The sequence below is a fragment of the Cupriavidus sp. 22TCCZM01-5 genome, from assembly GCF_057798915.1.
This window is the reverse complement of sequence record NZ_JBYOJR010000001.1, coordinates 370,536-391,086: the sequence shown is the minus strand read 5'-3', so window position 1 is coordinate 391,086 and position 20,551 is coordinate 370,536. Positions and strand designations below refer to the sequence as shown.

The window sequence follows — 20,551 nt, the reverse complement described above, 5'->3', positions numbered from 1 at the left end:
TGCGGGTACTGTATAAAAAAACAGTATGCTTGGCAAGCCCTGTCCGCATCGTTTGCGTGGCGGCTGGCAATGCCGGCCGTGGTGGAGACAACCATGCGCATTCTGATCGCCGAAGACGACGACGTGCTTGCCGACGGCCTGACGCGCTCGCTGCGTCACTCGGGCTATGCGGTCGACCATGTCGCGAATGGCCTGGAGGCCGATTCCGCGCTGTCAACCCAGAATTTCGACCTGCTGATCCTGGACCTGGGCCTGCCCCGCATGCCAGGGCTGGAGGTGCTCAAGCGCCTGCGGTCGCGCGGCGCCATGCTGCCGGTGCTGATCCTGACCGCCGCCGACAGCGTGGACGAGCGCGTCAAGGGCCTGGACCTGGGCGCCGACGACTATATGGCCAAGCCCTTCGCGCTGACCGAACTCGAAGCCCGCGTACGCGCGCTGGTGCGGCGCGGCGCCGGCGGCGGCGCCACGCTGATGCGCCATGGCCCCCTCGCCTTCGACCAGGTCGGCCGCATCGCCTATATGAACGACCAGATGCTGGACCTGTCGGCGCGCGAGGTCGGACTGCTGGAAATCCTGCTGACCCGCTGCGGGCGGCTGGTCTCCAAGGAACAACTGGTGGACCACCTGTGCGAATGGGGCGAGGAAGTCAGCAACAATGCGATCGAGGTCTACGTGCACCGGCTGCGCAAGAAGATCGAGGTCGGCGGCATCCGCATCGCCACCGTGCGCGGCCTGGGCTATTGCCTGGAGAAATTCCAGCCGGCCGTGGCCGCCCATAGCTGAGAACCGCACGCACCCTTCACGCCCACGCAGCCGATCACTCGACCGAAACCGCCCCACACCCTTTGCCGAGATGAGCCTGCTGCGACTGCCATGGCGGCATCCGCCCGCCAAGGATCCGACGCCTCCCGCCGCTGCCGACGACCCGGACGACCCGGACGACCCGGACGACCTGGCCGACGCCCTGCCCCACCTGGAGGAGAGCACCGCCCAGCCCGCCCCGCGCTCGCTGTTCGGCGAGATCCTGGACTGGATGCTGGCGCCGCTGCTGCTGCTCTGGCCGATGAGCATCGCCGTCACGTACCTGGTGGCCAAGTCGATCGCCAACGGGCCGTTCGACCGCGCACTCGAAGCCAGCGCGATCGTGCTGTCGCAGCAGGTCCGGGAGGTGAACGGCCGGGTCACGCTGCAGCTGCCGTTGTCGGCGCGCGAGATCCTGCGTGCGGACGAGACCGACAACATCTACTACCAGGTCGTCGGCAAGCGCGGCGAGTATGTCGCCGGCGACCACGACCTGCCGTTGCCCTCTGAAGAGGATCAGGGCCATCCTGGCCTGGTATCGCTGCGCGACGACCGCGTGGTCGGCAACGACGTGCGCGTGGCCTATACCTATATCGATCTCAAGAACGTCAGCGGCACCCAGCCCGTGCTGGTGCAGGTGGCCGAGACCCTCGACAAGCGCGCGCGGCTCGCCAACGAAATCATCAAGGGCGTGATCCTGCCGCAGTTCGTGATCCTGCCGCTGGCCGTGGTGCTGGTGTGGTTCGGGCTCACGCGCGGGCTGGCGCCGCTCACGGCGATCCAGCAGCGCATCCGCGCACGCAATCCCGGTGATACCAGCCCCATCGACGAGCGCGCCGCGCCGCAGGAAATCACGCCGCTGGTCGCATCGTTCAACGAACTGCTGGCGCGGCTGGACCAGTCGGTGCAGACGCAGAAGCGATTTATCGCCGATGCCGCGCACCAGATGAAGACGCCGCTGGCCGGGCTGCGCATGCAGGCCGAACTGGCGCAGCGCGAACAGTCGCCGGAGGAGCTGCGCCGGTCGCTGGCGCAGATCGCGGGCAGTTCCGAGCGCACGGCGCACCTGGTCACGCAGTTGCTGTCGCTCGCGCGCATGGAAAACCTGGCCGGTGCCGGCAGCATGGCCGCGCTGGACCTGGCCGCGCTCGCGCGCGAGGTGGTGAAGGACTGGCTGCCGCGCGCCTGGGCCCGGCAAATCGACCTGGGGCTCGATGCCGACGACCATCCGGTGATGGTCCAGGGCAACCGCCTGATGCTCACGGAAATGCTCAATAACCTGATCGACAACGCCATCCGCTACACGCCGCCCGGCGGGCATGCCACCGTGCGCGTCAGCGCCGATGCCTTCGAGCCGTTCGCGTATCTCGACGTGGAAGACACCGGGCCCGGCATTGCGCCGGCGGACCGCGAACGCGTGATGGAGCGCTTCTATCGCGTGCTGGGCACCAACACCGAAGGCAGCGGCCTGGGCCTGGCCATTGTGCGCGAGATCGTGCAGCAGCATGGCGGCGAAGTCCGGATCGACGACCATGTCTACCAGCAGGAGCCCCGCCTGGCCGGCGCACGATTCCGCATCACGCTGCGGCGTCCCGCACCGGAGCTGGCGGCATGAGCGCGCATCCGCCTGCCGATCCGGCAATCAAGCGTGCCTGGCGGCGCAACCTGCGCTGGATCGGCGCGCTGCTCGCAGTCTGGTTCGTCGTCACCTTCGTTGTGAGCTGGTTCGCGCGCGATCTGCGCTTTGACTTCTTTGGCTGGCCGTTTTCCTTCTGGATGGGCGCCCAGGGCGCGCTGGTGATCTACGTCCTGATGACCGCGCTCTATGCCTGGCGCATGAACCGGGCCGATGACGAAGCTGACGAGGCCGCCATTGACGTCCCCCCACCTGCGCAGGGCATGCCACCCGATCACGGCAAGAATGCCGCGCCGCACCAAACCGGTATAGCGCCATAGCACGGCGTTTGCCGCACATCCCCCCTCGCAATGCAGCAACAAAAGTGCCGGATCATGCCCGGCGCAGGCTAGCGTATACCCCGACGTTTTGCGCGCCAAACGGCGGAAATCTGTCAGAACTCAGTAAGTTTCGCCTCCCAAAATCCTTGCAGCTCCGGTGCCTATGGCTCCGCAGCGCGCCATGTCTTGCGGTGCGTCCGCGGCCTCGCCGGTGATCGATTTCAGACGGAGGGAGACAACATGGCAAACCCGCAGAACGTAGCGATGCCTGGAGGCAGCGCACAGCATGCACCGATGACCACCGAGGAGAGGAAGGTAATCCTGGCTTCTTCGCTCGGCACGGTGTTCGAGTGGTATGACTTTTACCTGTATGGCTCGCTCGCGGCCATCATCGCCAAGCAGTTCTTCGCCGGCCTCGACCCGACCTCGGCCTTCATCTTCGCCCTGCTTGCTTTCGCCGCCGGCTTCATCGTGCGGCCGTTCGGCGCACTGGTATTCGGCCGCCTGGGCGACATGATCGGCCGCAAGTACACCTTCCTGATCACGATCCTGATCATGGGCCTGTCGACCTTCATCGTCGGCCTGCTGCCCGGCTATGCCACCATCGGCTGGGCCGCCCCGGTGATCCTGATCGCGCTGCGCATGCTGCAGGGCCTGGCGCTCGGCGGCGAGTACGGTGGTGCCGCCACCTATGTGGCCGAGCACGCGCCGCACGGCAAGCGCGGCGCCTATACGTCGTGGATCCAGACCACGGCGACGCTGGGCCTGTTCCTGTCGCTGATCGTGATCCTGCTGTGCCGCAACCTGACCGGCGCGAACTTTGATACCTGGGGCTGGCGCATCCCGTTCCTGGTGTCGATCCTGCTGCTGGCCATGTCGGTCTACATCCGGCTGTCGATGAGCGAATCGCCGGCGTTCCAGCGCATGAAGGCCGAGGGCAAGACCTCCAAGGCACCGCTGACCGAATCCTTCGCCCAGTGGCGCAACCTGAAGATCGTGATCCTGGCGCTGTTGGGCCTGACCGCCGGCCAGGCTGTGGTGTGGTACACCGGCCAGTTCTACTCGCTGTTCTTCCTGACCCAGGTGGTCAAGGTCGACGCCACCACGGCCAACCTGCTGATCGCCGGCGCGCTGGTGCTCGGCACGCCGTTCTTCATCTTCTTCGGCTCGCTGTCCGACAAGATCGGCCGCAAGTGGATCATCATGGCCGGCTGCGCGCTGGCGGTGTTCACCTACTTCCCGATCTTCAAGGGCATCACCCACTATGCCAATCCGGCGCTCGAGCGTGCCCAGCATTCCGCCCAGATCGTCGTGACCGCCGATCCGAAGCAGTGCTCGTTCCAAGGCAGCCCGATCGCGCGCGAGATCGACTTCCGCAGCTCCTGCGACATCGTCAAGCGTACGCTGGCCCAATCCAGCGCGAGCTATGAGGTTGTCAATGCCCCGGCAGGCACCACCGCCTCGGTGAAGATCGGTGACAAGGAAATTGCCGCCTTCGATGCCAAGCTGGTTCCCGCCGGCCACAGCTTCGACGATGCCAGCAAGAAGCAGATCGCTGCATTCAAGAAGGAAGTGAGCGACTCCATGACTGCCGCCGGATATCCCACCAAGGCCGACCCGGCGCAGATGAATACCGTCATGGTGCTGGTCCTGCTGACCATCCTGGTCATCTACGTGACCATGGTCTATGGTCCGATCGCAGCCATGCTGGTGGAACTGTTCCCGACGCGCATCCGCTACACCTCGATGTCGCTGCCCTACCACATCGGCAACGGCTGGTTTGGTGGCCTGCTGCCCACGATCTCGTTCGCGCTCGTGGCCCAGAACGGCAACATCTACTACGGCCTCTGGTATCCGATCATCATCGCCGCGGTCACTTTCGTGATCGGCGCCCTGTTCGTGCGCGAAACCAAGGACGTGGACATCTACGCGAACGACTGAGCCAGGCAGTTTCAGGCAAGACCGATCCGGTAATCGGTCGCTCCAGCCGGCAGGCCGCAAGGCCTGCCGGTTTTCGTTTCCGGGTCTCTCACCCGCGATTCCCGAAAAGGTGTTGACAGCCTCAAAAATCTCGGTAGAATAGCGGTCTCTGTTGGCGAATTAGCTCAGTCGGTTAGAGCGACGGAATCATAATCCGCAGGTCCGGGGTTCGAGTCCCTGATTCGCCACCATCATTCCCAAAGGGGGTCAGCGCAAGCTGACCCCCTTTGTCTTTTCCGGGTTCCGCGAAGCGAACCCTCATCAGGCCTGGCGGGCCGCCGGCACAACAATCACGTGAACAACGCCCGTGCACCGAGACACGGGCACACCGCTTGCGCCGAGAGATTGCGGTGTCGCAAACGTCGTTCACTCCAGTCCAATCCCATACACCAACCTTGCTCCAGCGCAAGAAGGGCAAGTGACTGAACCCGGTCGCGATGGTGAAGTCGTGGCACAGAGGCGGGTCCACTCGCCCGTCCTCCCGGAACGGTGCGGGACAACATCGAGGCAAGCCGCCCCCACTCGGACGACAAAGACGTGGTGGAGCAATGAAAACCAGAATCAAATGTACGGCACTGGCTGCGCTGAGCGCGTGCGCGGCAGGCGTCCACGCCCAAAGCAGCCTGACGCTTTACGGCACCATCGATGCCGGGATCCAGTATGTGAGCAAGGTCGGCACGCTCGGACCGACAGGCGCGGTGGGCGAGCCCAGCGGAAGCCGGATCGGCCTCACGCCCGACGGCGGCCTCTCGGCATCGCGATGGGGCATTCGCGGCAGCGAAGATCTTGGCGGCGGCAGCAAGGCCATCTTCGTTCTTCAGAGCGCATTCGAGAGCGCCACCGGCAAGTTCGCGATCTCCTCGAGCAACCCCTTCAACCAGATCGCGATGGTTGGCCTTTCCAACAGCCAGCTCGGACAGGTCACGTTCGGCCGCCAGACCACGAGCTTGTCCGACGCCCTGCCGAACTTCATGCCGCTGCGGCTGGCACCGGCCTTCGAGCCCGGCCTCTGGGCCCTGGGCATCAACTACCGCGAAAACAATATGCTGAAGTACACGGGGACATTTGGCCCGGTGCAGGCCGTTGCGCACTATTCATTCGGGACCGGGACCCCCGTGCAAGTGGTCGGGTCCATTCCGCTTTACAACGGCGGCGCCGGTGAAGCGCCCGGTCACGCCAAGTACAACACCGCCTATGGTGCCGCGCTGTCCTGGGAACGTGCCGGCTTCGGCGCCATGGTGGCCTATGACCACTGGAATCCGACCGCCCCCAATCCGAGCCCCACGCCCGACGCACCGGGACGTACTGGGATGGAGCGCAAGGTGGCCGCCGCAGTCAGCTATGCCAAGGGGCCCGTGAAGGTCTTCGGAGGCTATCGCTGGCGCAAGTCCGACTTCGCCAACGGGGCCAGCCTGCAGCGAGACAACCTCTGGTATGCGGGGGTCGCCTATCAGGCGACGGCGGCGCTCGGGATCTTTGCCGGCTACTACTATGCGGATATCCGGGAGGGCCGCCCCTTCGCGGCAACGGGTTCGGCATCGCCCGGAACCAATCCAGCCAATCCGCAGCAGTACAGCCTCATGGTCGACTACAACCTGAGCAAACGCACGGACGTGTATGCCAGCGTGGGCTACGCGCGCAACGGGAGCCTGAGCTTCGATGGTCCCTTCACGGGATTCCTCTACACCTACAACCAGGTTCCCGGCCAGAAAAGCATGACCGGCGTTGCGATGGGGGTTCGCCACACCTTCTGAGCCGATCGGCCACGGATCCCTTGGCCGATCGGCGGATTCGTGGCCCAGGCAGGACTTTCGCCGTCACAGCAAACGATGCCGTCGCGCATAGTCCACCATCTCCACCACGGAATCCACGTTGAGCTTGCACATGATGTTGGTTTTGTGGGTGCTCACGGTCTTGCTGCTGATGAGCAGCCGCGCGGCGATCGTCTTGTTGGAAAGTCCGCGCGCGAGGTACTGGAGCACTGTGAGCTCGCGCGCCGTCAGCCGCGCAAGCCGGCCGGCCGATGGCAGGCGCAGCTGGCGTGCGGCTTCCATCGTCTGCGTAGGAAAGACCAGGTAGCCCGACATCACGCCGCGCGCCGCGTGGACCATTTCCGCCAGGCTCCGCTGCCGGGGCACGAAGCCGTGGGCGCCCGCACGCAACGCCTGCACCGGCGCCATCGTCGCATCGCTGTCGGAGATCACCAGCAGCCGCACTGCCGGATGGCCGGCGGCCAGCCGCCTGATCAGCGTGATGCCCGCCGAGCCAAGCGTGTCCAGCTCGATCACCACCAGTTCCGGCTGGCGCTCCCGCACCATCTGCCGGGCCAGCCGCACGTTGTCGGCCAGCAGCGTTCGGCGCGCGCCAAGCGCATGGGGGATCTGCCACGACGCCTCGCGGGGCGGTGCCGGCCGTGCATCGACGACCAGAGCTTCATCGAACGGGGTGAAATCCAACTCGCGGCTCCTTGCTCAAGGGATACCGCGAAGGTTAGGTCGTGAGCCCCACGCCGGATCGACGAATCGGCTGCAACCGCGTGCGTAGTTGTCGAAACGGGGCCGCAGAATTTGCTCGCCCCGGCGGTGGGCGATGCGCCCGTCCGGCCGGGCCTCAGGCCGGCTTTGCAGGCGAAAAGCGCGGCGCCGGTGCGGAGCGGGCGACTTCGCGATCGCCCTGGCGGTACAGGCGGTACGTGCCGCGTGCCTGGTTGTGCGGGTGGCGCGCCGCCTCGTCCAGCGTCAGCACGCGGGCAAAGCAGACGTCGGTACCGCCGAGCAGCGATTCCCAGTGCGTGCTGGGCCGCGAAGCGATCAGCGCCGCAATGCGCGCCTTCACCGCCGGCCACTGGGCACGGTCGTACTGCGCGGCCGGATCGATGTCCGTGAGTTCGAGCCGCTCGAGCAGCTCGCGGTAGAACTGCGGCTCGAGCGCGCCGAGCGTGATGGCGCGGCCATCGGCACACGCGTAGACGTCGTAGAACGGGGAGTCATGGAAGGCGCTGGGCTGCGGCCCGCCCAGCGTGCCGGCCGCGCGCGACACCTGCACCAGCGAGCCGAGCATGGCAACGATATCGGTGATCGCGGCATCGACCACGCAGCCCTGCCCGCTCGCACGCGCGTGCAGGATGGCGCTGGTAATGCCGAATGCCAGGCCGAGCGCGCCGGTGGCATCGCCAACCACGGTGGGAGGCACCATCGGCAGTGCACCGTCGCGCGCGGCCATCGACAACAGTCCGGTCAGCGCGATGTAGTTCAGGTCATGTCCGGCGCTCTGCGCAAGCGGGCCGGTCTGGCCCCAGCCAGTCATGCGGCCGTAGACCAGGCGCGGGTTGCGCGCATGGCACTGCGCCGGGCCCAGGCCCAGGCGCTCCATGGCACCGGGGCGCAAGCCCTCGATCAGCGCGTCGGCACCAGCCACCAGCTCCAGCGCGGCGGCCACGCCCTCGGCAGACTTCAGGTTGAGCTGCACCACGGTCTTGCCGTGCTCGAGTTCCATCTCGGCCGGCACCTCCTGGCCGCGCAGGATCCGCCGCGCATCCGGAGCGACCGGACGGGTCACCAGCGTGACTTCCGCACCCAGGCCGGCGAGCATGGCGCCGCACAGCGGCCCCGGGCCGATACCTTCGAATTCCACTATCTTGACGCCACGCAGGGGCAGGAGGTTGCCGCTTTCGCTCATGTTTGCTGTCTCCGTCGAAGCGCCCTGCCGGCCGCGCCGGGCAGGATCGCCTGATGTTCTTGGGGATGGAAAGGCCGGGCGCCTAGTCGCGGCGACGCCATCCGGGCTGGGCACATGCTAAGCGGGCCTGCCCGCGGGCGGCAATGGCCAAATGTGTCAGTCGCCTTGACATATCCGCCAGTCTCACCGCGACGGCCCCGGGCAGAGGAAATTTCCGAGTCACTTGATCTATATCTGATTGTGACGAAGGACTTGCTGCGAAGATGGTGACGGACGGCTCGCCGCGCACCCGCCTGGCGGCGCCGATTGTGCCTATCCTATAACCTGGCGTATCCGTACAGCGCCCCCATCCAGGAGATTCCCGCCATGACCAATATCGTGCTCGCGACCGACGGTTCGGCCTTCAGCGACGCTGCCGCCCGCTTTATCGCCGACGGCAAGCTGCTGCAAAGCGGCTTCACCGTGCATGTGGTGCACGTCGCGCCCGAAGTCAGCGGACAGGTCCGCGCCTTTGTCAGCAAGGAAACCATCGATGCCTGGCACCAGGACGCGAGCGACAAGGCCATGGCCGGCGTGTGCGAGATCCTGACCGCCGCCGGCATTCCGTTCGAGCGCCATGCGCTGCACGGCTTTGCGCCGGAGCGCATCGTCGCCTACGCGCGCTCGGCCGATGCGCAGGCCATCGTCATGGGCACGCATGGCCGCGGCTCGTTCTTTGATGCGGTGATCGGCTCCGTGGCGGGCCGCGTGCTGGCGCAGGCGCCGTGCCCGGTCCTGCTGGTCAAGGCACCCGAAAAGGCCTGAGCGGGCGCGGGCTGAACGCCCCGCCCACCGTTACGGTCAGTTCCTCAGGCGCCCCACAGGGGCGCTTCTTCCATCAGCGCGACCTGCTCGCGCAATTCCAGGATGCGGTCCTGCCAGTAGCGCCCCGTGCCGAACCACGGGAACGCGGCCGGAAAAGCGGGATCTTGCCAGCGGCTGGCCAGCCAGGCGCTGTAGTGGAGCAGCCGCAGCGTGCGCAGCGCTTCCACGAGCCAGAGTTCGCGCGGCGCGAACTCGGCAAAATCTTCGTAGCCCGCGACGATATCGGCGAGCTGGTCCTGCATGGCGGCACGGTCGCCTTCAAGCAGCATCCACAGGTCCTGCACGGCCGGGGCCATGCGGCTGTCGTCGAAATCCACGAAATGCGGACCCGCGGCGGCCAGGCCCGTGGCCCGGGCGCCGCCGTCGCCGTCGATCCACAGCACGTTGCCGCGATGGCAGTCGCCATGCACGCGCAGCAGGCGCACATCGCCGGCGCGGTCATAGCAGCGGCGCACGCCGTCCAGCGCCAGGTCCACGATCGCCCGCCAGGGTTCGCGCAGATCGGCGGGAATGCAGTCGTGCGCGAGCAGCCAGTCGCGCGGGGCCACGCCGAACGTCTGCGCGTTCAGCACCGGGCGCGCCTGGTAGGCGTTCGTCGCGCCCATGGCGTGGATGCGGCCGATGAAGCGGCCGAGCCAGGTCAGCGTGTCGGCGCGGTCAAGCGCCGGTTCGCGCCCGCCGCAACGGGCGAACACGGCGAAGCGGAAGTCCGCGTGGTATTGCAGCGTGCTGCCGCCAGGCCCGGCCAGTGCCGGCACCGCAGGGATCTCGGCGTCGGCAAGCTGCTGCACGAAGGCGTGCTCCTCGAGGATGGCGGCGTCGGTCCAGCGGCCAGGCCGGTAGAACTTGGCCACCACGGGCGCGGCATCCTCGATGCCGACCTGCCAGACCCGGTTCTCGTAGCTGTTGAGCGCCAGCAGCCGGCCATCGGGGCGCATGCCCGCCGACTCGATCGCATCGAGGATCAGTTCGGGCGTCAGCCCCGCGAACGGGATGCCGTTGTCGCCGGATGCGTGCGGGGCGCTCATGGCTGCGGGGCTGGGAGGGCTCAGCGTGCGGGCTTGGCCGGGGTGCCGCCAAGCAGTGCGGCCTGTGGCGCCGGACGGCGGTTGCGCGCCGGGGCGCCGGCTGCTTCCTGCGCCGGCCGCGGCTGGCCGCCGCTGCGTTGCGGGTTGCGCGGCTGGGCCTGCCCGGCATTGCGGCCTGCGCCGCCCTGCCCGCGGCCGGATTCGCCGCCGGCCTGGCTGGCGCCGCCACGCGGCGCGTTCTGGGCCGGACGCGGACGCGACTGGCCCTGCGCCGGCTTGGCCGCCGCCGGCTTTGGCTGGGCACGGCCACGTCCACCGCCTTGTCCGCCGCCGCCCTGGGCGCCACGCTGCTGGCGGCCCTTCTGGATCGGCTCCGCCGCAATGCTGGGGTCCACCTCGAACCCGGTCAGCACCGTCTGCTCGAGCTTGCGCTTGATCAGGCGTTCGATATCGCGCAGCAGGCCGTGCTCGTCCACGCAGACCAGCGAGATCGCCTCGCCCTCGGCACCGGCGCGGCCGGTGCGGCCGATGCGGTGCACATAGTCTTCGGGCACGTTGGGCAGGTCGAAGTTGACCACGTGCGGCAGCTGGTCGATGTCGATGCCGCGCGCGGCGATATCGGTCGCGACCAGCAGGCGCAGCGTGCCGGCCTTGAACTCGGACAGCGCGCGCGTGCGTGCCGACTGGCTCTTGTTGCCGTGGATCGCCAGTGCCGACAGGCCATCCTTGGTCAGCTGCTCGGCGAGCCGGTTGGCGCCGTGCTTGGTTCGCGTGAATACCAGCACCTGGTGCCAGTCGTTCTGACGCACCAGGTGCGCCAGCAGTTCGCGCTTGCGCTCGCGGTCCACCGGATACACACGCTGGGCCACGGTCTCGGCCGTGGTGTTGCGGCGCGCGACCTCGATCGAAGCCGGGTTGTTCAGCAGACGGTCCGCCAGCGCGCGGATCTCGTCCGAGAACGTCGCCGAGAACAGCAGGTTCTGGCGCTTCGGCGGCAGCACGTTGAGGATCTTGCGGATGTCATGGATGAAGCCCATGTCGAGCATGCGGTCGGCTTCGTCGAGCACCAGCAGCTCTACGCTCGCGAGGTCGATCGTGCGCTGGGCCACGTGGTCCAGCAGGCGGCCCGGCGTTGCCACGACGATGTCCACGCCACGGCGCAACTGCTCGATCTGCGGGTTGATGCCAACCCCGCCGAACATGACCATGGAGCGCAGCCTCAGGTACTTGCCGTAGTTGCGCACGCTTTCCTCGACCTGCGCGGCAAGTTCCCGCGTCGGGGTCAGCACCAGCGCGCGCACCGCCGGCCGGCCCTGGCGCTGCGTGCCCGAGTCGGAGAGCAGCTGCAGCATCGGCAGCGTGAAGCCGGCGGTCTTGCCGGTACCGGTCTGGGCCCCGGCAAGCAGGTCGCCGCCCTTGAGGATGGCGGGGATTGCCTGGGCCTGGATGGGAGTCGGGGTGTTGTAGCCCTGTTCGGCCACGGCCCGCACAAGCTTGTCGGACAAGCCGAGTTCGGAGAAAGACATGAATGGATGCTTCGGCCGTCCGTTGCGCGCGAGGCGCGCCAGCCAACAGGCGACCTGGGTGATCTGAAACAGGACCGGTCGGGGGACCGGCAAAGCGGGGCGAAGCGACCGCTGACGAAACAAAGGTCGGTAGTGTAACAGCCAAGGACGAACCTATTGAGCACATGGATATGCGGTGCCGGCTGGGGCACATGCTTGGTGGCGCTGTGCGAGTGGCGCTGCGCTATCATGCGGCCACCATCTGTTCCGGAAGGCCGCGCCACGGCGCCACCGACGCAAGCACCCATGCGGTTCCGTTTCCTCGAAGACCAGGAAGTCACGCTGTTCGCGGCGATCCCGGTCGGCATACTTGCAGCCATTGCGACGACCCTGTTCAAGGAAGCGCTGGAACGGGCCGGTGTCGTGCTCTTCTCGAGCAATGCCGATATCGTCGCGGTATTTGCCGGACTGGCGCTGGCGTGGCGCATCGTCGTGCCGGCGGCAGGCGGGGCGCTCGCCGGCCTGCTGCTCGCGGCCGCCAACCGGTTCGCCGGCAGTGGCGGCGCGACCGACTACATGGAAGCCGTGGCCAACGGCAGCGGCCGCCTGCCCGTGCGCGTCACGCTGCTGCGCTCGCTGTCGTCGTTCTGCTCGATCGTCAGCGGCAGCTCGGTCGGCAAGGAAGGCGCCATGATCCAGCTCGCCGCCCTGTGCGGCTCGCTGTTTCCGTCGACGCGCATCGGCCGGCCCGATGGCGCCTCGAACATGGGCCGCATGTTGACGGCCTGCGGTGCCGCCGCCGGCCTGGCCACGGTCTACCACACGCCGCTCTCGGCGGCCGTGTTCGTGGCCGAAGTGGTGTTCGGCGCACTGGCGGTGCAACGGCTGATGCCGCTGTTCCTGGCTTCCGTGGCCGGCGCGATGGTCAGCCAGTGGCATAGTGGCCTGCAGCCGCTGTATCCCGGCCTGCACATTGCGCCCGACCTGCGCCCGCAACTGATCGTGGCTGCAGCTGGACTGGGCGTGGCGGCCGGTGTCGTCGGCGCGCTGTTCCTGCGCGCCGCAAGCAAGGCGCGCGGGCGCTTCGCGCACGTGCCCGGCGGGCCGGTAGCGCGGCTGGCCCTGGGCGGCGCGCTCGTCGGCGTGCTGGCCATGGGCGTCCCGGAAGTGGTTGGCAATGGCTACTCCACCATCCAGACCATCCTGCAGGAGCAGCCGCTGACGGTCTCGGTCGGGCTGGTGCTGCTGGCCAAGCTGGCGGCCACGGTCATCAGCATGGGCTCCGGCGCTGTCGGCGGCGTGTTCACGCCGTCGCTGTTCGTCGGCGCCGCGCTGGGGCAGCTGCTGGCGCTGGCGATGCAGGCCGTGATGCCCGGCGCGCCGGCATCGCCGGTGCTGCCCCTGGTCGGCATGAGCGCCTTTCTCGCGGCGACCAGCCAGGCGCCGCTGATGTCGGTGCTGATGGTGTTCGAGATGACGCTGGCGCCGGCACTGCTGCTGCCCTCGATGATCGGCGCCGTGGCCGCGTACTACACGGCGTCGCGCTGCCAGACGCTGTCGCTCTACAGCGTGATTGCCGAGCGCGCGCAGGCCTCGGCCGCGGCAGAGCACGCGCGCGCCATGACGCTGGCCGGGCTGTGCGATCCGACTGATACCACGCTGGCGCCCGATGTCTCGCTTGCCGCCGCGGCCGACAAGTTTGCCGAGACCGGCACGCGCTACCTGTACCTGGTCGGGGCCGATGGTCGGCTACTGGGCGCCCTGTCAATCCATGCGCTGCAGCGCGCGCAGCGCGAAGGTTCCACTACCGGCGTGCTGGCGCTGGCCGAGCGCGATTTCCCCGCGCTGACGCCGGAATCGCGGCTGCGCGACGCGCTGGAGGTCTTTGCGGCCCATGGCATCAACCGGATTCCGCTGGTGCGCGATGCCGGCAGCCGGGAGCTGATGGGGACGGTGTCCAAGCAGCGTGTGCTGCAGGAGGCATCCTGCCTGTTTTAGGCGAGCGCGCGCGTTGCGTGGGAATGGGGGAGAGGTTAGGGTTTGTTGTGCTTGGCAGGCCAAGCACGACAACCCCACCACCACCCATTCCCCGCAATCCTCCGAAGAACCGTAAAATAACAGGTTACCTTCCAGTTCCCCATTCAACCTAAGCTGCACCGCTTCCGGAGCCCATATGCCCGCTGGCCGTTCCCCGCGTCCGAGTGCTTCATCGCGTTTCCTCAAGCCGCTGCTGGCCCTGTCGCTCGGCACGGCGCTGTGGCTCGGCGCCGCCGGCGCCATGGCGCAGCCGATCCGCGTGATCCCGGTCGATGCGCCGCAGGCAAGGCTGGTTATCGCCGCGCCGTCCGCCGGCGCGCCGCAGACGGTCACGCTCGATGGCAAGACCATCGGCGTGGCGCCGGGCCTGCGCGTCTTCGGCACCGACAACCAGTTGCAGAACCTGACTGCCATCGCCGGCCAGAAGCTGCCGGTGCGCTACCAGCTGGACCTGTACGGCCAGCTCCTGACCGCCTGGGTACTGAGCGAACAGGAACAGAAGGAACTGAAGGAACTGAAGGCAAAAGAATCCTGACCCATCGAAGTACGGCGGCGCACGCGCGTCCCGTGTCGTTGCAACACCCTGATGCCCCCAGGTGAACCACTGAGACCGGCACCATGAAGAAAGTATTTGTGAAAACGTACGGCTGTCAGATGAACGAGTATGACTCGGACAAGATGGTCGACGTCCTGAACGCCAGCCAGGGGCTGGAACCCACCGACAACGTCGAAGACGCCGACGTGATCCTGTTCAATACCTGCTCGGTGCGCGAAAAGGCGCAGGAGAAGGTGTTCTCCGAGCTGGGCCGCATGAAGGCGCTCAAGGCCGTGAAGCCCGACCTCGTGATCGGCGTCGGCGGCTGCGTGGCCAGCCAGGAGGGCGCCAGCATCGTCTCGCGCGCACCGTATGTCGACGTGGTATTCGGCCCGCAGACGCTGCACCGCCTGCCCGACCTGATCGCGCGCCGCCAGCGCACCGGCCAGTCGCAGGTCGATATCTCGTTCCCCGAGATCGAGAAGTTCGACCACCTGCCGCCGGCCCGCGTCGAAGGCCCGAGCGCCTTCGTCTCGATCATGGAAGGCTGCTCGAAGTACTGCAGCTACTGCGTGGTCCCCTACACGCGCGGCGAGGAAGTCTCGCGCCCGTTCGAGGACGTGCTGGCCGAAGTGGCCGGGCTGGCCGAACAGGGCGTGCGCGAAGTCACGCTGCTGGGCCAGAACGTCAACGCCTATCGCGGCGCCATGGGCGGCACCAGCGAGATCGCCGACTTCGCGCTGCTGATCGAGTACGTGGCCGAGATCCCCGGCATCGAGCGCATCCGCTACACCACCAGCCACCCGAAGGAATTCACGAGCCGCCTGGTCGATCTGTACGGCCGCTGCGACAAGCTCGTCAACCACCTGCACCTGCCGGTGCAGCATGCGTCCGACCGCGTGCTGATGGCGATGAAGCGCGGCTACAGCGTGCTCGAGTACAAGAGCATCGTGCGCCGGCTGCGCGCGCTACGCCCCGACATGTCGATGTCGTCGGACTTCATCGTCGGCTTCCCCGGCGAAACCGACGCCGACTTCGACAAGCTGATGGCCATGATCGAAGAGATCGGCTACGACACCTCGTTCTCGTTCATCTTCAGCCCGCGCCCCGGCACGCCCGCGGCCAATTTGCATGACGACACGCCGCATGAGGTGAAGCTGCGCCGCCTGCAACACCTGCAGGCCACGATCGAGGAGAACGTGCAGCGCATCAGCCGCAACATGGTCGGCACGGTGCAGCGCATCCTGGTCGAAGGCCCGGCACGCAAGGACCCGACCGAACTGCACGGCCGCACCGAGAACAACCGCGTAGTCAACTTCGCGCTGCCGGGCGTGCCCCAGGCGCAGCGCGACCGCATGATCGGCCAGATGGTCGAGGTGTCGATCACGCAGGCGTTCCCGCACTCGCTGCGCGGTGAGATCGTGGTGCGGCAATGAGCGAAGGCACCTCTCGCGCCAGAATGAAGATTCCTACCGCAGAATTCGTCGCCCCGCGCGACGACAACACCCGGCTGCAGAACCTGTGCGGCCCGCTCGACGAGAACCTGCGCCAGATCGAACAGGCACTCGATGTGAACATCCAGCGCCGCGGCCACCGCATGACGGTGCGCGGGACCAACGCGCAGGATGCCGCAGCCGCGCTGGAGCGCTTCTACAACGAGGCGCGCACCGCGCTGTCGATCGACGACGTGCAGCTCGGCCTGGTGGAAACGCGCCAGATCTCCGCGCACGGCGGCTACCTGCCGCAAGCCGACGACGAGAATGCTCCCCCCGGGTTCGAGGACGATTCCCCGGTGCTGCACACGCGGCGCCCGGGCCTGCAGGGCCGTACCGTCACGCAGCGCGAGTACCTGCGCCACATCCTGTCGCACGACCTGACCCTGGGCGTGGGCCCGGCGGGCACGGGCAAGACCTATCTCGCGGTGGCGTGCGCGGTCGATGCGCTCGAGCGCGACACGGTCAAGCGCATCGTGCTGACGCGTCCGGCCGTGGAAGCCGGCGAGCGCCTGGGCTTCCTGCCCGGCGACCTCGCGCAGAAGGTCGACCCGTACCTGCGTCCGCTGTATGACGCGCTGTACGACCTGCTCGGCTTCGACCGCACGCAGAAGATGTTCGAGCGCCAGATGATCGAGATCGCGCCGCTCGCTTACATGCGCGGACGCACGCTCAACCATGCCTTCATCATCCTGGACGAGGCGCAGAACACCACGCCCGAGCAGATGAAGATGTTCCTCACGCGCATCGGCTTCGGTTCCAAGGCGGTGATCACCGGCGACACCACGCAGATCGACCTGCCGCGCGGGCAGAAGAGCGGCCTGGTCGAGGCCCAGCACGTGCTGCGCGAGGTGCGCGGCGTTGCGTTCACGCGCTTTTCCAGCATCGACGTCGTGCGCCACCCGCTGGTGGCCCGCATCGTCGACGCCTATGACGAATATCACGCCCAGCACAAGGACGCGTAAGTGAAATCCAAGAAAGCCAATGCCAATTCTTCCGGCGTCAGCCTGACCCTGTTCGATGACGAGGGCCGTGCGCGCAAGAGCGCAGCCCATGCCGTGCGCGTGCAACTGCCCGACGGCCGCAGCCTGACCCTCGACCTGTCGCAGGCCGCCGACGGCGTGGTGGCCCTGCTGGCCGAGCATACCGACACCCGCCAGCAGGCCGGCCTGCTGGTACGCCCGGACAATAGCGATGCGCTGTCGGTCGCCGTGACCGCCACGCCGGTCGTCACCACGACGGGCACGCCCGCCACGCCGCCCGCGCTGGACCTGGAGGTGCAGCAAGGCGACGGCGTCGGCAAGCGCGCCGGCCTGCCTGCACGCAGGCAGATCGAGACCTGGGTGACATCGGCGCTGTACGCCGACGCCGCGCTCACCGTTCGCTTCGTCGGCGAAGACGAGGGCCGCACGCTCAACCGCACCTACCGCGGCAAGGACTACGCCACCAATGTGCTGACCTTTGCGTACGCCGAGAATGAGGACGACCCGGTGACCGGCGACATCGTGCTGTGCTGCCCCGTGGTGGAAGCCGAAGCGCGCGAGCAGCGCAAGCCGCTCGAAGCGCACTACGCGCACCTGATCGTGCATGGCGTACTGCACGCGCAAGGCTACGAGCACGATGACGATGCCGAAGCCGAGGAAATGGAAGCGATCGAGACCGAAACGCTCCAGGCCCTGGGCTATGACGATCCTTACCGCAACGACCGCAAGCCGGTCGCGCACTGAAAGCCGGCCGCTTCGCCCCTGAAGTGAGCCTACCCGCACACAGCCAGCCGCATTGGCTGGCTGTGTCACGAGAGTTGCCGGGCTTTTAGTGTATCCTTCAGACGATCTCCACCACGCGCTTGCCGCGAAATGAACGACCCCTATCCCAGTTCGAAGCCTGCCCAATTCAAGCAGTCCGATCGTCCCCGATCGCTTCTCGAACGCCTGACAGACCTGATTTCCCCTGAGCCCGAATCCCGCGCGGAGTTGCTTGCCGTGCTCCAGGATGCGCACGAGCGCAACCTGATCGACGCCGATTCGCTCTCCATGATCGAGGGCGTGTTCCAGGTCTCCGAGCTGACCGCGCGCGACATCATGGTGCAGCGTTCGCAGATGGATATGGTCAATATCGCGGACGTGCCGCAGACCTTCATCCCCTTCATGCAGCATACGGCGCACTCGCGCTTTCCGGTGTACGAAGGCAGCCGCGACAACATCATCGGCATCCTGCTGGCCAAGGATCTGCTGCGCTACTACACCGACGAGCAGTTCGACCTGCGCGAAACGCTGCGCCCGGCGGTGTTCATTCCGGAATCCAAGCGCCTGAACATCCTGCTGCGCGAGTTCCGCAACAACCGCAACCACATTGCCATCGTCGTCGATGAATACGGCGGCGTGGCGGGCCTGGTCACGATCGAGGACGTGCTGGAACAGATCGTCGGCGATATCGAGGACGAGTTCGATCTCGACGAAGACCAGGACAACATCCTGCCGCTGCCCGACGGTGGCTGGCGCGTGCATGGCCTGACCGAGATCTCGCAGTTCAACGAGGTATTCGGCACGGCATTCTCCGACCATGACGTCGATACCGTGGGCGGGCTGCTGTCGAACCATCTCGGCCATGTGCCGCACCGCGGCGAGATCATCACACTGCCGCCGATCCGCTTCGAAGTGCTGCGCGCCGACGCGCGCCAGGTCCACCTGCTGCTCGTGCACCGCGAGTCGCCCGCGAACCACCTGGCCGACGCATGAAGCGCCAGGCCCCTGTGCTGGCCGGCACGCCCGGCACGGCGCGCGAGCGCGTCTCCACGGCAATCCTTGCGCGCCTGCTATTGGCGGGCATGCTCGGCATCGCCCACACCCAGGCCTTCGCCCCGCATGACTGGTGGTGGCTGCAGATCCTGTCGCTGGCCGGCCTGGCCGCGATGATCGCCGATGCGCCGCGCGCTCGCGTGGCAGCCGCTACCGGCTATGCCTTCGGCCTGGGCTGGTTCCTGTCCGGCATCTGGTGGCTCTACATCAGCATGCATGTCTACGGCGAGATGCCGGCCTGGATGGCCGCGCTGGCCGTGGTGCTGTTCAGCGCCTTCCTGTCGCTCTATCCGGCGCTGGCCGCCGCGGCATGGCACCGCCTGGCCACGCGCCTGCCGCGGCTGTCGATCTGGAGTCCGCTGGCCTTCGGCGCGGCGTGGGGACTGTCGGAGTGGCTGCGCGGCGTGGTCTTTACCGGATTCCCTTGGCTGTCGGGCGGCTATGCGCATACCGATGGCCCGCTGGCCGGCTTTGCGCCGTTGCTCGGCGTGTACGGCATTGGCGCGCTGGCGGCCACCGTGGCCGCACTGCTGGTGCTGGCCGTGCGCGCATCCGCGCAGCGCGCCGCCAGCCGCGGACTGGCTGCCACCGTGCTCGGCGCGGCCCTGCCGGTCGCGGGCGCGGCCCTGGCGCCGCTGGCATGGACCACCCCGGCAGGCAGCCCGATCACGGTCAGGCTGCTGCAAGGCAACGTGCCGCAGGACATCAAGTTCGAGCAGGCCGGCGTGCAGCGCTCGATCGAACTCTATCGGGACATGATCACAGCCACGCCAGCCGACCTGATCGTGACGCCGGAAACCGCGTTTCCGGTCATCCTGCAGGACTTGCCGGTCGAGGTCGCCATGGCCATGCGCGACTTCATGGAGAAGTCCGGCACCACCGTGCTGTTCGGCGCCGCCGGCGCCGATTCGCCGGTCGACTTCACCAACAGCGTGTTCGGCATTGGCCCGCAGTCACGCGGGCTCTACCGCTACAACAAGCACCATCTGGTGCCGTTCGGCGAATTCATTCCGCTTGGATTCCACTGGTTCGTCGACATGATGAAGATGCCGCTCGGCGACTTCCGCCGCGGCGGGCTGGACCAGCCGCCGATGCCCGTGCGCGGCGTGCACGTGGCGCCCAATATCTGCTACGAGGATCTGTTCGGCGAGGAAATCGCCCAGTCGCTGCGACACCAGTCCGCGCCCGCGAACATGATGGTGAACCTGACCAACCTGGCCTGGTTCGGCGACACGATCGCGCTGGACCAGCATCTGCAGATCTCACGCATGCGCGCGCTGGAAATGCGCCGCCCGATGCTGCGCGCGACCAATACCGGCATGACGGCCGTGGTGACGCCGGACGGCAAGGTGCAGGCGCGCTTGCCGACCTTCACCGTCGATGCACTGACGGCCTCGGTGCAAGGCATGGAGGGCCTGACGCCCTATATTCGCTGGGGAAATGTGCCGGTGCTGGCGTGGATTGCAGCCGTGCTGGCGGTGGCTGCCCGGCGCGCGCGGCGCGCACGCTGAAGCGCCAGTCAGATCACAGGCTGCAGGTCTGCCGCGGCGCGTCCGTCACGGGTAGTGCGGTGCGCGTCGGGCCCCGGCATTGTCGCGGTGTTGCCTGGCAATGCCGTTTCGTCTTGCCGCTGCCTGGTGAATCAGCCGAGCAGGCTCGTCACAGCCGAAAGGGCTGCCGCGGCGATCATGACCGCGATGGCGAGCAGATAAGGTTTGCGAGAAAGTAGTGTCATGACCCATGTCCCCATTTGGTAGCAGGGAGCGGAACTCCCATCCGGCACATCACACGCGCTGGCGGGCATCGGTGTCCGGTGTCCTTCGCAACTCTGACTCTGACTGCCGGTTGCTTACTCATACTGTATACAAAAACGTTA

Annotated in this window: 17 protein-coding genes and 1 tRNA gene; 14 read left to right on the top strand and 4 right to left on the bottom strand. The window is 67.2% G+C overall.

Features of this window, described 5'->3' with window-relative positions; genetic code table 11:
- The first annotated feature begins 93 nt into the window (after positions 1-93).
- The 6 genes from AC3FNH_RS01950 to AC3FNH_RS01925 all read left to right on the top strand — a co-directional run bounded on the left by AC3FNH_RS01950 (position 94) and on the right by AC3FNH_RS01925 (position 6,491).
- Positions 94-783: a response regulator gene (locus AC3FNH_RS01950; RefSeq protein WP_488718877.1), complete on the top strand. Its 690-nt coding sequence runs from the start codon at positions 94-96 to the stop codon at positions 781-783.
- Positions 784-853: 70 nt separating this feature from the next.
- Entirely contained in the window at positions 854-2,416 is a 1,563-nt protein-coding gene (locus tag AC3FNH_RS01945; RefSeq protein WP_488718876.1) for a sensor histidine kinase, read from the top strand.
- The gene (locus tag AC3FNH_RS01940) at positions 2,413-2,757 is read left to right on the top strand and encodes a DUF4212 domain-containing protein (protein WP_488718875.1); all 345 of its coding nucleotides are present in this window, start codon (positions 2,413-2,415) and stop codon (positions 2,755-2,757) included. Before AC3FNH_RS01945 ends, AC3FNH_RS01940 begins: the two co-directional genes overlap by 4 nt.
- A 240-nt stretch (positions 2,758-2,997) precedes the next feature.
- Positions 2,998-4,698 (top strand): MFS transporter, encoded by a 1,701-nt coding sequence (locus tag AC3FNH_RS01935; RefSeq protein WP_276099514.1) that lies wholly within the window; start codon positions 2,998-3,000, stop codon positions 4,696-4,698.
- A 153-nt stretch (positions 4,699-4,851) separates the two neighbouring features.
- Positions 4,852-4,928: transfer RNA gene (locus AC3FNH_RS01930), tRNA-Met, on the top strand.
- Positions 4,929-5,285: 357 nt separating this feature from the next.
- Positions 5,286-6,491 (top strand): porin, encoded by a 1,206-nt coding sequence (locus AC3FNH_RS01925; RefSeq protein ID WP_488718874.1) that lies wholly within the window; start codon positions 5,286-5,288, stop codon positions 6,489-6,491.
- A 63-nt stretch (positions 6,492-6,554) separates the two neighbouring features.
- Here AC3FNH_RS01925 and AC3FNH_RS01920 read toward each other — a convergent pair whose 3' ends face one another.
- A complete protein-coding gene (locus AC3FNH_RS01920) occupies positions 6,555-7,193 on the bottom strand; it encodes a response regulator transcription factor (RefSeq protein ID WP_276099512.1) in 639 nt (212 codons plus the stop codon).
- A gap of 154 nt (positions 7,194-7,347) precedes the next feature.
- On the bottom strand, positions 7,348-8,415 hold the full coding sequence (locus tag AC3FNH_RS01915; RefSeq protein ID WP_488718873.1) for a CaiB/BaiF CoA transferase family protein: 1,068 nt from the start codon (positions 8,413-8,415) through the stop codon (positions 7,348-7,350).
- 366 nt (positions 8,416-8,781) lie between these two features.
- Here AC3FNH_RS01915 and AC3FNH_RS01910 point away from each other — a divergent pair, with 366 nt between their 5' ends.
- Entirely contained in the window at positions 8,782-9,219 is a 438-nt protein-coding gene (locus AC3FNH_RS01910) for a universal stress protein (protein ID WP_276099510.1), read from the top strand.
- A gap of 44 nt (positions 9,220-9,263) precedes the next feature.
- On the opposite strand, the gene AC3FNH_RS01905 is transcribed toward AC3FNH_RS01910, so the two are convergent.
- Together AC3FNH_RS01905 and AC3FNH_RS01900 are read right to left on the bottom strand one after the other, a co-directional pair.
- Positions 9,264-10,307, bottom strand: coding sequence for a serine/threonine protein kinase (locus tag AC3FNH_RS01905; protein ID WP_488718872.1), 1,044 nt, complete (start codon positions 10,305-10,307; stop codon positions 9,264-9,266).
- Between the two features lie 20 nt (positions 10,308-10,327).
- Entirely contained in the window at positions 10,328-11,833 is a 1,506-nt protein-coding gene (locus AC3FNH_RS01900) for a DEAD/DEAH box helicase (protein ID WP_276099508.1), read from the bottom strand.
- A gap of 285 nt (positions 11,834-12,118) precedes the next feature.
- Here AC3FNH_RS01900 and AC3FNH_RS01895 point away from each other — a divergent pair, with 285 nt between their 5' ends.
- The 7 genes from AC3FNH_RS01895 to lnt all read left to right on the top strand — a co-directional run bounded on the left by AC3FNH_RS01895 (position 12,119) and on the right by lnt (position 20,186).
- Positions 12,119-13,810 (top strand): ClcB-like voltage-gated chloride channel protein, encoded by a 1,692-nt coding sequence (locus AC3FNH_RS01895; protein ID WP_276099507.1) that lies wholly within the window; start codon positions 12,119-12,121, stop codon positions 13,808-13,810.
- Between the two features lie 175 nt (positions 13,811-13,985).
- The gene (locus AC3FNH_RS01890) at positions 13,986-14,384 is read left to right on the top strand and encodes a hypothetical protein (protein ID WP_488718871.1); all 399 of its coding nucleotides are present in this window, start codon (positions 13,986-13,988) and stop codon (positions 14,382-14,384) included.
- An 83-nt stretch (positions 14,385-14,467) separates the two neighbouring features.
- A complete protein-coding gene (gene miaB, locus AC3FNH_RS01885) occupies positions 14,468-15,820 on the top strand; it encodes a tRNA (N6-isopentenyl adenosine(37)-C2)-methylthiotransferase MiaB (protein ID WP_276099505.1) in 1,353 nt (450 codons plus the stop codon).
- 23 nt (positions 15,821-15,843) lie between these two features.
- On the top strand, positions 15,844-16,842 hold the full coding sequence (locus AC3FNH_RS01880; RefSeq protein ID WP_276099504.1) for a PhoH family protein: 999 nt from the start codon (positions 15,844-15,846) through the stop codon (positions 16,840-16,842).
- Positions 16,843-17,604: an rRNA maturation RNase YbeY gene (gene ybeY, locus AC3FNH_RS01875; protein ID WP_276099503.1), complete on the top strand. Its 762-nt coding sequence runs from the start codon at positions 16,843-16,845 to the stop codon at positions 17,602-17,604.
- Between the two features lie 129 nt (positions 17,605-17,733).
- Positions 17,734-18,615: a CorC family transporter gene (locus AC3FNH_RS01870; protein ID WP_488718870.1), complete on the top strand. Its 882-nt coding sequence runs from the start codon at positions 17,734-17,736 to the stop codon at positions 18,613-18,615.
- Complete coding sequence (lnt, locus tag AC3FNH_RS01865; RefSeq protein WP_488718869.1) at positions 18,612-20,186, top strand: apolipoprotein N-acyltransferase; 1,575 nt, start codon at positions 18,612-18,614, stop codon at positions 20,184-20,186. Before AC3FNH_RS01870 ends, lnt begins: the two co-directional genes overlap by 4 nt.
- Positions 20,187-20,551: the final 365 nt, after the last annotated feature.

Bases quoted from the DNA above. Each gene is read 5' to 3' on its own strand.
- AC3FNH_RS01950 (WP_488718877.1), top strand. From the start codon at position 94: ATGCGCATTCTGATCGCCGAAGACGACGACGTGCTTGCCGACGGCCTG.
- AC3FNH_RS01945 (WP_488718876.1), top strand. From the start codon at position 854: ATGAGCCTGCTGCGACTGCCATGGCGGCATCCGCCCGCCAAGGATCCG.
- AC3FNH_RS01940 (WP_488718875.1), top strand. From the start codon at position 2,413: ATGAGCGCGCATCCGCCTGCCGATCCGGCAATCAAGCGTGCCTGGCGG.
- AC3FNH_RS01935 (WP_276099514.1), top strand. From the start codon at position 2,998: ATGGCAAACCCGCAGAACGTAGCGATGCCTGGAGGCAGCGCACAGCAT.
- AC3FNH_RS01925 (WP_488718874.1), top strand. From the start codon at position 5,286: ATGAAAACCAGAATCAAATGTACGGCACTGGCTGCGCTGAGCGCGTGC.
- AC3FNH_RS01915 (WP_488718873.1), bottom strand. From the start codon at position 8,415: ATGAGCGAAAGCGGCAACCTCCTGCCCCTGCGTGGCGTCAAGATAGTG.
- AC3FNH_RS01910 (WP_276099510.1), top strand. From the start codon at position 8,782: ATGACCAATATCGTGCTCGCGACCGACGGTTCGGCCTTCAGCGACGCT.
- AC3FNH_RS01905 (WP_488718872.1), bottom strand. From the start codon at position 10,307: ATGAGCGCCCCGCACGCATCCGGCGACAACGGCATCCCGTTCGCGGGG.
- AC3FNH_RS01900 (WP_276099508.1), bottom strand. From the start codon at position 11,833: ATGTCTTTCTCCGAACTCGGCTTGTCCGACAAGCTTGTGCGGGCCGTG.
- AC3FNH_RS01895 (WP_276099507.1), top strand. From the start codon at position 12,119: ATGCGGTTCCGTTTCCTCGAAGACCAGGAAGTCACGCTGTTCGCGGCG.
- AC3FNH_RS01890 (WP_488718871.1), top strand. From the start codon at position 13,986: ATGCCCGCTGGCCGTTCCCCGCGTCCGAGTGCTTCATCGCGTTTCCTC.
- miaB (WP_276099505.1), top strand. From the start codon at position 14,468: ATGAAGAAAGTATTTGTGAAAACGTACGGCTGTCAGATGAACGAGTAT.
- AC3FNH_RS01880 (WP_276099504.1), top strand. From the start codon at position 15,844: ATGAAGATTCCTACCGCAGAATTCGTCGCCCCGCGCGACGACAACACC.
- AC3FNH_RS01870 (WP_488718870.1), top strand. From the start codon at position 17,734: ATGAACGACCCCTATCCCAGTTCGAAGCCTGCCCAATTCAAGCAGTCC.
- lnt (WP_488718869.1), top strand. From the start codon at position 18,612: ATGAAGCGCCAGGCCCCTGTGCTGGCCGGCACGCCCGGCACGGCGCGC.